Source organism: Micromonospora maritima (genome assembly GCF_902825405.1).
GTDB classification, from domain to species: domain Bacteria; phylum Actinomycetota; class Actinomycetes; order Mycobacteriales; family Micromonosporaceae; genus Micromonospora; species Micromonospora maritima.
This window is the reverse complement of sequence record NZ_CADEAU010000196.1, coordinates 1-9,518: the sequence shown is the minus strand read 5'-3', so window position 1 is coordinate 9,518 and position 9,518 is coordinate 1. Positions and strand designations below refer to the sequence as shown.

At 72.7% G+C, this 9,518-nt stretch carries 9 protein-coding genes; 4 read left to right on the top strand and 5 right to left on the bottom strand.

All coding sequences use genetic code 11. The features are described 5' to 3' along the window. Positions 1-274 precede the first annotated feature (274 nt). Complete coding sequence (locus HUW36_RS18050) at positions 275-568, top strand: DUF4287 domain-containing protein (protein WP_174529248.1); 294 nt, start codon at positions 275-277, stop codon at positions 566-568. A 210-nt stretch (positions 569-778) separates the two neighbouring features. On the opposite strand, the gene HUW36_RS18045 is transcribed toward HUW36_RS18050, so the two are convergent. After that, entirely contained in the window at positions 779-3,379 is a 2,601-nt protein-coding gene (locus HUW36_RS18045) for a carbohydrate binding domain-containing protein (protein WP_174529247.1), read from the bottom strand. Between the two features lie 227 nt (positions 3,380-3,606). Between HUW36_RS18045 and HUW36_RS18040 the strand changes: the two genes are divergently transcribed. Next, positions 3,607-3,972 carry a VOC family protein gene (locus HUW36_RS18040; RefSeq protein ID WP_174529246.1) on the top strand — a complete coding sequence of 122 codons (366 nt, stop codon included), beginning with the start codon at positions 3,607-3,609 and terminating at the stop codon, positions 3,970-3,972. A 10-nt stretch (positions 3,973-3,982) separates the two neighbouring features. Here the strand turns inward: HUW36_RS18040 and argS are convergent, their stop codons facing one another. From argS to HUW36_RS18020, 4 genes are all read right to left on the bottom strand, one after another. Then, positions 3,983-5,701: an arginine--tRNA ligase gene (gene argS / locus HUW36_RS18035; RefSeq protein WP_174529245.1), complete on the bottom strand. Its 1,719-nt coding sequence runs from the start codon at positions 5,699-5,701 to the stop codon at positions 3,983-3,985. Between the two features lie 267 nt (positions 5,702-5,968). Beyond that, on the bottom strand, positions 5,969-7,027 hold the full coding sequence (gene trpS / locus HUW36_RS18030) for a tryptophan--tRNA ligase (protein WP_174529244.1): 1,059 nt from the start codon (positions 7,025-7,027) through the stop codon (positions 5,969-5,971). A gap of 87 nt (positions 7,028-7,114) precedes the next feature. Then, positions 7,115-7,261 (bottom strand): hypothetical protein, encoded by a 147-nt coding sequence (locus HUW36_RS18025; protein WP_174529243.1) that lies wholly within the window; start codon positions 7,259-7,261, stop codon positions 7,115-7,117. A gap of 47 nt (positions 7,262-7,308) precedes the next feature. After that, entirely contained in the window at positions 7,309-7,752 is a 444-nt protein-coding gene (locus tag HUW36_RS18020) for a PRC-barrel domain-containing protein (RefSeq protein ID WP_174529242.1), read from the bottom strand. Positions 7,753-8,022: 270 nt separating this feature from the next. Between HUW36_RS18020 and HUW36_RS18015 the strand changes: the two genes are divergently transcribed. Continuing rightward, positions 8,023-8,472, top strand: coding sequence for a hypothetical protein (locus tag HUW36_RS18015; protein WP_174529241.1), 450 nt, complete (start codon positions 8,023-8,025; stop codon positions 8,470-8,472). Between the two features lie 87 nt (positions 8,473-8,559). After that, a complete protein-coding gene (locus HUW36_RS18010) occupies positions 8,560-8,811 on the top strand; it encodes an SCO4848 family membrane protein (protein WP_174529240.1) in 252 nt (83 codons plus the stop codon). Positions 8,812-9,518 lie beyond the last annotated feature (707 nt).

The following is a 9,518-nucleotide window of genomic DNA, read 5'->3' as shown; positions in this document are numbered from 1 at the left end:
GCAACCTGCAACTGCTCTACCAGGGCCGCGCCCCCAACTCCGGCGGCGACTACGGCCTGCTCCCCTACCGGCCCGGCCTGCTCACCCTGCAGCGCTGACGTACCCGGGAACCGGGAGCCCGACCCGCACGGACGCGGGTCGGGCTCCCGACCCGGTCGGACCGTTGCCTGTCAGGCAACGGTCGTGTGCCGGATCGTCGTTGATCACCCGGTTCCGCCGGCCGAGGCTGGTTGTCGACAGCAACGGAGAACGAGCGACACCGGGGGTCGACCAGATGTCCTTCCAGGCTTACCTCGACGCGATCGAGGACCGCACCGGCAAGACCCCGCGCGTCCTGGTCGACGAGGCCAGGCAGCGCGGCTACGACCGCGCCGACGTCAAGGCCGGCGTGATCGTGGACTGGCTGAAGGACGAGTACGGCCTGGGCCGGGGACACGCCATGGCCCTGGTGCACGTGATCAGGAAGGGCCCGACGATCAGCACCAGGCACGTCGGCTCCACCGGCTCGCACCGCGACGCCACGGATACGTTGTGGCTGGACGGCAAGGCGGCACGGGCTTCCGCGTAGCGCCCAGGTGGACGGTCACGGCTAGCGTGCGGCGCATGGGAGCGATCAAGCCGTGGCACCTGGCCGTCCTGACCGTCGTCTGCGTGCTGCCGGCCCTCGTGGCCGTGGCCGGTGGCATCTGGGCGCTCCGGCGCTCCCGCAACCGCCGCTGATCGTCGCCGACACCGGTGGGCGCCGGGCCGGGGGCACCCCCGACCCGGCGCCTCGGCGTCACGACGCGTACGCGGTGACCGAGTCGATCCGGAGGCTGCTCGCTCCGGTCGTCCCGCCCGGGTAGAGCGACATCTGCGTGACCGAGCCCAGGTCGAGCGGGCCGGGGGTGGCCCACGGCGGCGGCGCGAAGTCGGCGAACGGCACCTCCACCACCCGCGGGTCGGTCCCGCTGAAGGTGAGCGTCTTCTCCCAGTAGAAGCCGGACGCCACGAACTGGACGGTCAGCTGCTGCCCGTCCGCGCCCGGCTCGACCCACATCCGCAGACCGGTGGTACCGCGCCAGTCCTGCGGCGCGGACAGGTTGCGGATGACGCCCGCATAGCCGCTGGCGCCGGGCGTCCAGTCGAGCCGCATGCTGTGCCCGCTGCCCTCCCCGGCCGGGGCCAGCGTCGCCGTGATCGGGTCGCCGCCGCCGTTACGGGGGTAGGCGGCGGCCAGCGCGGCGTCCGACGGGTAGGTGTCGAAGTCGTCGACGACCACGCCGGGCAGGTCGGCGCGGGTGGTGAACGCCGCGGTGGCGGTGGTCGAGCCGTACCCGTTGACGGCGGTGATCCGCACGTGCAGCGTGGTCCCGGCGGGCCACGCCGTGGTCGGTGTGAAACCGGGGGTACGCAGGCCCGACACCGCCACCAGCGGCGCGCTCAGGTCGGCGTGCGCGGAGACGGTGAGCGAGTAGTACGCGGCGCCCGGCGCGGCGGACCAGTCCAGCGCCGCCAGCCGGCTCACCCCGGTCGCGTCCGGTGCCGGCGCGGTCAGCGCGAAAGCACCAGGCGCGGTGCTGGCCACCGCGTCGGAGCGGGCGGTCAGCGCCACCGAGGCGACCGCGAAGCGGGCGTCCCGCGCCCACACCACGCGCATCCCGTCCACCCCGCGCAGGCCGGAGACGGAGAGCGCGTACCGGCCGGGGCCGACCCGGTCGATCCGGGGGTGCACCGTGCGCCAACCGCTCGTGCCGTCGGCGGACACCTGGAGCACGACGCGGGGACGCCCGGACGAGGCGACAGTGACAGTGGCGGCGGTCAGGTCGGCGCGCCGGTAGCGCAGCTCGCCCGACCGGCCCCGCGCGGGCGCGACGAGCACGCCGTCGCCGGCCGGCGTGCGGCGCAACGAGTCGCTGTGCCCAGCGCTGACGAACCAGTCCTCCAGCGGGTCGTACACCTGGTCCTGGCTTCCGGTGGTGCCGACCGGCCGGGACACGGCCAGGCCGGCGCCGGTGGCGTCGACCGCCACCACCCGGTAGGTGACCGGGCCGGCCGGGGTGGTCAGGTCGAACCACGGCGCGTCGTCGGCGCTCAGCGGCTCGGCGCCGCTGACCGTGGCCCAGGCCGCGCCCGGACCGCGCCGCTGCACCAGGTAGCCGGCGGCGCCCGCGGTTCCCCGCCAGCGCAGCGTGTTGATGCCGTAGTCCGCGTCGATCGCGGTCAGCAGCGGTCGGTCCCCGGTCACGGCCGGCGCGGGGCGGCCCGACATCCGACCGGCGAAGCGGGTCAGGGCGGCGACCGCCGTCCGCATGGCCGGGGTGTCACCCGGATAGTGCACCGTGAAGCCGTCGCCGTGCGGCACGAAACCGTGGTGGTCGTGGTGGCCGAAGAGTGACCAGAACAGCGCGCCGGTCACGTCCGGATTGGCCGCCACCTGGTCCAGGAGTTCGTCGGTGGCCTGCCCGGAGCCGAACTCGCCGGCGACGTAGACCTTTCCGGCGGCGGTGGCCGTGGCGGCGTCCGCCGCGATGCCGGCCGCGGTCGGCGGGTAGTAGTGCGAGTCGCTGATGTCGACGTGCGGCGAGGCCAGGACGGCGGGGTCGACGCCGTGCTGGCTGCCGGCCGCGACCAGTTGGCGCGGGGCGAGCGCCTTGACGTGGCCGGCGAGGTCGTCGACCCAGTCGGCGGTCATCCCGTTGAGTTCGTTGCCCAACTCCCAGGCCATGATCGTCGGATCGTCGGTGTACGCCGTGCCGGTGTAGCGGTTCACGTGGGTGAGCAGCGTCCGGACGTACTCCTTGAACGCGGCGCGCGCCGTGGGGTCGGTGTAGAACAGCGCGCCGTCGTCGTCGGTGCTCAGGTTGAGCCAGCGCAGGAAGTCGTACCGGCCGCCGTGGTAGTACTGCCAGTTGTCGGTGAGCGGGACGATCAGCCGCAGACCCTGCCGGCGCGCCTCGGCGATCGCGTAGTCGATGCGGTCGAACGCCTCCGGGTTGAACTCGCCGAGCGTGGGTTCGAGCGACCGCGGGTGGCCGGTGGAGACGCCGAGGGTGTGGGCCCGGACCACGGTGGCGCCCATCCGCCGGGCCGTGGTGAGCCCGTCGCGGATCCGGAAGTAGGTGGGGTGGTCGACGACCGGCGGGTCGGTCGGTTCGGTGCCGCCGACGTTCTCGTCGAGGCCCAGCCAGTACATGTTGGGTCCGGCGAACCGGAAGGGCCGTCCGGCGAGGCTCAGTCGGGTGCCGTCGCGGACCACGAAGGAGTGGTCGGCACGTCGTGCCGACTCGTCGGGTGCGTGCTGCCGGGCACCGGCCGCCGCCGGTACGGCGGACAGGACCGTCGTCGCCAGCGCGGCCAGGACCGCGACGACGACGGTCCGGCGGATGCGCAGTGTCATCGGAAACCTCCGCAGCTGTGCCGCCGGGACCCGGCGGCGACCAGGTGACGACGGCGCCCGTCGATGTCCGGCCGTCGCCATCGCTCACTGAACCGGTTAAGGTAACGAGCGTCAAGCGTTGGAAACACCGCGTTATTCGAACGTTATCGATGACGTCACGAGCGTGGCGGCCTCGGCACGACCACCTGAATCGGTTAACGGGCGACGCCTGTCGTTAGAGTCCGACCATGAGCGTGCATCCCCGCGTCGTCACCGACGACTTCCCGGCCACCCTGGCCTTCTACACCGCGCTGCTCGGCGAGCCGGAAAAGGTGGTCGCCGAGTTCGACTACGCCGGCTTCGACGCCCAGGGCGAGACCGTGCTCGCGCTGCTGGGCCGGCGGGCCGCCGAGGCCGTACTGCCGGTGGGCCGGGGCGACGGCGGCGTGCTCGTCGTGGTTCCGGTGCCCGACGTGGACGCCGTCGTCGCCGCGCTGCCCACCGGGACGGTGCTGGCCGAACCGGCCGACCGTCCCGGCTGGGGCGTGCGCTCCGCCTACCTGCGCGACCCCGAGGGCAACGTGGTCGAGGTGCAGTCCTGGCTGCCCCGCTGACCGGACCCGGTCACAGCCGCTCCGGGGTGCGGATGCCGAGCAGGTGGAGGCCCTGGTGCAGCACCCGCGCCGTCAGGTCGCACAGCACCAGGCGGCTCTCCCGCACCGGCCCCTCCGCCCGCAGCACCGGGCACCGCTCGTAGAACGCGCTGAACGCGGCGGCGAGCCGGTGCAGGTACGCGGCCAGGTGGTGGAACTCCAGGCTGCCGGCCACCGCGTCGACCACCGCCGCGAACCCGACCAGCTCGACGGCGAGCGCCCGCTCGGCCGGATCGGCCAGCGAGACCTCCGCGTCCGGCCGCACGTCCGTGCCGGCCCGCCGGAAGAGCGACCGGATCCGTGAGTACGCGTACTGGAGGTACGGCGCGGTGTTGCCGTCCAACGCCAGCATCCGCTCCCAGTCCAGCACGTAGTCCTTGTGCCGGTCGCCGGACAGGTCCGCGAACTTGATCGCGCCGATGCCGACCGCGCGCCCCACCTCGGCCGCCTCCCCCTCGTCCAGCTCCGGATTGCGCTCCCGGGCCAACGCGGTGGCCCGCTCCACCGCCTCGGTCAGCAGCCCGACCAGCTTCACCGAGCCACCGGCCCGGCTGCGCAGCATCCGCCCGTCCGCACCCAGGATCGACCCGAACCCGACGTGCTCGGCCCGCGCCGGCGGGGTCAGCCAGCCGGCCTGCGCGGCGACCGCGAAGACCATCTCGAAGTGCCGCCGCTGCGGCAGCCCGACCACGTAGAGCAGCCGCGTCGCGCCCAGCGCGCCGGTCCGGTGCCGCAGCGCGGCCAGGTCGGTCGCCGGATAGCCGTACCCGCCGTCGGACTTGCGTACGATCAGCGGCAGCGGCTCGCCGTCGCGCCCCACCGAACCCGGCGGGAACACGCACTCCGCGCCGTCGCTGCGCCGCAGCAACCCGAGCCGGTCCAACTCGCCGACGGTCGGCGCGAGCAGGTCGTGGTAGCTGCTCTCGCCCCGGAAGTCGGCCCGGGACAGGGTCACGTCGAGCAGGTCGTACACGGTCAGGAAGTAGCTCTCGGACTGCGCCACCAGCAGCCGCCACAGCCGCAGCGTGGCGGGATCCCCGCCCTGCAACGCCACCACCCGCGCCCGGGACCGTTCCCGGAACGCGTCGTCGCCGTCGAACTTGGCGCGGGCCGCGGTGTAGAACGTGTCCAGGTCGCCCATCGACAGCTCCTGCGCCGCCTCGGTCTCGCCGAGGTCGACCAGGTGCTCGATCAGCATGCCGAACGGGGTGCCCCAGTCGCCCAGGTGGTTGGCCCGCGACACCCGGTGCCCGAGCCACTCCAGCGTCCGCGCCGCCGCGTCCCCGATCACCGTCGACCGCAGGTGCCCGACGTGCATCTCCTTGGCCACGTTCGGCGCCGAGTAGTCGACCACCACGGTCTCCGGCTCGGCGACCACCGGCACCCCGAGCCGCGGATCGACAGCCAGCGCGGAGACCATCCCGGCAAGCGTCCGGTCGGCCACGGTCAGGTTGAGGAAGCCCGGCCCGGAGACCTCGACCGCCGCGCAGAGGTCGGCCAGCTCCGCGCGCTCCCGTACCTCCTCGGCGACCGCCCGCGGCGGCCGGCCGAGCCGCCGCGCCAAGCCCAGCGCGGCGTCGGACTGGAAGTCCGCGTGCTGCGAGCGCCGCACGACCGGGTCCACCGGTACGCCGGCCACCGCCGCGAACGCCGGCGCCAGCCGGTCGGACAACAACTTCTCAAGATCCATCGGTACGCCGATCTCGCTCGGATCCGCGGCGCGGACCACCGGTCGGGAGGACCGCGGAACGAGGACGATCGACGACGACCGGCGGCTCGATCCGCCGGTCGCAGGAGGGGAAGGCTCAGCGCAGGCGGTCGCGGGACCGCCGGCGTCGCAGCGCGCCGAGCCGGACGTCGGGGGACGCCGTCGGGTACGCCTGCGCGCTGGTCATGCCGGCAGCCTAACCGGCCGGTCCGGGGTCGGCGCAAGCGCGTAACCCGGACCGGTGGGGCGTCAGGCCGGCGTGGCGGCGGCCTTGCGGTAGCGCTCGGCCCGGCGCCGCACCTGGGTGTACGCGCTGGTCAGGCCCATCGCCCGACGGGCCTCGACGAGGGTGCGACGCACCTCGGCGCGGGTCCGTTCGGTGCCGGCGACGATCAGCTCGTCGACCAGGCCGGGCTGCGCCTCGAACCGGGCCCGGCGCTCCCGGACCGGATCCAGGAACCGGTTGAGCGCGGTCACCAGCGCCTCCTTGACCTCGACGTCACCGACCCGCCCGGCCCGGTAGCGGGCCTTGAGGTCCTCGACCTGCCCCCGGTCCGGATTGAAGATGTCGTGGAACGCGAAGACCGGGTTCCCCTCGACCGTGCCGGGCACGTCGGCGCGCACCCGGTTCGGGTCGGTGTACATCCCCATCACCTTGCGGCGTACCGTCGCCGCGTCGTCGGAGAGCGCGATCGCGTTGCCCTTGCTCTTGCTCATCTTCCCGGCGCCGTCTGTGCCGACCAGCGTGGGCGTCGCCGACATGATCATGTCGGGCACCGGGAAGACCTCGCCGTAGAGGTGGTTGAACCGCCGGGCGATCTCCCGGGTCACCTCGACGTGCGCGGCGTTGTCCTTCCCGACCGGCACGACCTGCCCCTTCACGCAGAGGATGTCGGCGGCCTGGAGGACCGGATAGCCGAGCAGCCCGTACGGCATCTCGTCCTTGCCGGCGTCCCGGCTCATCTCCTTCAGCGACGGCACTCGCTCCAGCCGGGGCACCGTGACGAGGTTCTGGAACAGCGTGTTCAGGTCACCGACCTCGGGGATCGCGGACTGGAGGTAGAACGTGGCCCGCTCCGGCTCCACCCCGGCGGCGAGGATGTCGGTCACCATCTCGCGGGCGTTGTGCGCCACCCGCTCGATGTCCGCGCGGCCGTTGCGCGTGGTGAGCATGTGCAGGTCGGCGATGATGAAGAAGCTCTCGTAGCGCTGGTGCAGCCGCACCCGGTTGGCGATGCTGCCGACGTAGTGGCCGAGGTGCAGCCGCCCGGTCGGGCGGTCGCCGGTGAGCATGCGTGCTGAGGACATTGTGGTACGCCTTTCGTGCCGGTCGCTGGCGGGGACGCGCGGAAGCGCGGGACGACCCGGGTGACCCGGATCGGTGGAACGGGCTCGTCAGAACGAGCGCCGCCATCGCCCGCCGGCGCGGAACCGCAGCCCGCCGGCACGAAGGACGTCGAGGATCTGCTCCCGGCCGTCGTCGGCACGGCGACCCCGGAGACCGACGGGGGTCTCCGGGTCGCAGGTGCTCGACCGGGGCATGTCTGACACGGTAGTCGCTCGCCGGCCCGCCGGCTGCCCTCCGGCGGTCAGTGCTGCCGGTAGCTCTCCGTGTAGTAGCTGCCGACCCGGTCCCGGTAGTCGGCGCGGCCGAAGTCGTCCGGGTCGAACGCTGGGGACTCCTTCACCTGCTCGCGCGTACGGTCCACGTGCACCACGCGGTCCAGGTGGTCGACCCGGGCCACGGTGCCCGCCGGCAGCAGCACCTTCTTCCCGAGGATCCAGGGGCCGGTGTCCACCACCAGGTACCGGGCGTCGGCGTCCTCGCTCGCCTCGTCGATCGAGCCGATCCGACCGTCGGTCGCCTCCACCCGGTAGCCGCTGAGGTCGATCGGGGTGCCCGGACCGGGCGCGTCCGGTCCATCGTCCGCGCCGCCGGCGCGCTGCTGCGGTACGTCGTCCGGGCCGGTCTGCCGGTAACCGCCGGCGAGGGCGGACGGATCCCGCCAGACCCACGGGTTGAACGGCTGCATCGCGGCACCTCCGGATCGTCGTCTCGGCACTTCGACGGTGCCCCGCCGGGCGCCGCCGGAAACTCGGACGCAATTCCGCATTCACCTCGCCCCGTTTCTGCGAGATAGCTCATATCCCCGCCCGCGACGCCTGCGCCCCAGCTCAGAGGCCGTGCGACGGCCGGTCGACACATCGACCGATCACCTCCGATGTACCCGGCAGACATTCGGCGCCGGGCGCCTGTCGTCCATTCTTTGGCCGCATCGGTGGCAGCTGACAAAGGAGTGCGGATGCAACGGCTCATTCGACGCGTCGGTGTCTCGACGGCCGCGGCGGCTGTCCTGGTGGCGCTCACGGGCGCCGCCGCCACGTCGCTCCCCGAGACGCTCTGCGGCCCCGGATACGGCGCCGTCGACCAGGACCCGATCCACGACGCCGCCACCGGGGAGCTGCTCGGCAGCGTGCACCTGCTGCGCGACGTCCTGACCGGGTACGGCTGCGCGGTGACGGTCAAGTCCGCGTTTGCCGGCACGTCCACCGAGACCCGTGTCTACGTCGCTCCCGAACACCTGCCCTTCGTGGTCGACCAGGGCAGCCGCCGCTACGCCGCCGGCCCGGTGCGCGGGTACGTCCGCGCCCGGTGCGTCGTCTGGGGCGGCTCGATGACCGACCCCTCGGGGGTGGTCCACCACCACGAACGGGCGAACCCGGCCATCGGTGGCGCGGTCACCTGCTTCTGACGTGGTGGTCGCGCGCTCGCTCCCCGCCGGCGGGTCGGTTGTTCCGGCCCGCCGGCGCCCAGGCTGCCGCTGGCATACTGGCCGACCATGGTTCTGTCGCGTGGCTGGTCGTTGTTCCTGCTCGGGGTCGGTGTGTGGACCTGGGTGATCTGGCCGAGGTTCGCGGTCGCCATCTGGAACGACCCACGGGCCTGGTCCGCCGGCGTCGTCGGCGAGGGGGACCCCACCGCCTTCCTCTGGGTGCACGCTCTGCTCATCGGCGCGTCCCTGGCCATCGGTACGACGGTCGGCGTGCTCGGCCTCCGCGCCTGGCTCGCCGCCCGCCGCCCCGCTCCCTGACCCCTCCTCCCTCCTCACCTCGCTCCCGCGGCGTTGATCAAGGAGTTTGTGTCGGCTGGAGACCGTTCTCCCGACGCGAACTCCTTGGTCATCCGGCGTGGACGAAGGGCCGGGCGGGGCCGGCAGAGGCTCTGAGCTGGGGAGATTCGCGACCGGAGATGGTGTGACGCGGGCCGCTACCCCTGGATTTGACGATCAAACCCGCAGACGCGTAACTTTCTCTCTGCCAGCGCGGAACGGGGCAAACGGGACGAAAGCCCGGGGGCGCCAAACCAAGCTGGTACCGGGTCGGACGGAGGCACCATCTCCTGAAGACGCGGTCCGGGCGGGGCTCGCCGAAACGCCGCAGGGCGGATTTGGCGGAGCGGAACCGACCGGGTAAGGTTGTCGACCGGCAGGGCACCGGGCGAGCTAGCGGGAGACCGCAGCGGCCGGCCTGCCAAATCCGATGATCAAGCGCACGGCTTGCCGCTGTGCGCGGTCAACGGCGCCAACCCGTACGAAGCATGACAGACCGGGACACACGGTTTGACACGGCGGAGACGGTGAGGTAACGTAGTAAAAGTGCCCGGCGCGAGAGCGGCGGACATGAACGAGATGCCCCAGGTGGGGGTTCTACGGTGTAGGGCTTCTGGTTGGTGTGTGGTTGTTCTTTGAGAACTCAACAGGGTGCTTGTAAAGCCAGTGCCAATTGTTTTATACCCCGG

Coding starts and splice junctions, on each gene's coding strand:
- HUW36_RS18015 (WP_174529241.1), top strand. CDS start 8,023: ATGCAACGGCTCATTCGACGCGTCGGTGTCTCGACGGCCGCGGCGGCT.
- trpS (WP_174529244.1), bottom strand. CDS start 7,027: ATGTCCTCAGCACGCATGCTCACCGGCGACCGCCCGACCGGGCGGCTG.
- HUW36_RS18040 (WP_174529246.1), top strand. CDS start 3,607: ATGAGCGTGCATCCCCGCGTCGTCACCGACGACTTCCCGGCCACCCTG.
- HUW36_RS18010 (WP_174529240.1), top strand. CDS start 8,560: ATGGTTCTGTCGCGTGGCTGGTCGTTGTTCCTGCTCGGGGTCGGTGTG.
- HUW36_RS18050 (WP_174529248.1), top strand. CDS start 275: ATGTCCTTCCAGGCTTACCTCGACGCGATCGAGGACCGCACCGGCAAG.
- argS (WP_174529245.1), bottom strand. CDS start 5,701: ATGGATCTTGAGAAGTTGTTGTCCGACCGGCTGGCGCCGGCGTTCGCG.
- HUW36_RS18025 (WP_174529243.1), bottom strand. CDS start 7,261: ATGCCCCGGTCGAGCACCTGCGACCCGGAGACCCCCGTCGGTCTCCGG.
- HUW36_RS18045 (WP_174529247.1), bottom strand. CDS start 3,379: ATGACACTGCGCATCCGCCGGACCGTCGTCGTCGCGGTCCTGGCCGCG.
- HUW36_RS18020 (WP_174529242.1), bottom strand. CDS start 7,752: ATGCAGCCGTTCAACCCGTGGGTCTGGCGGGATCCGTCCGCCCTCGCC.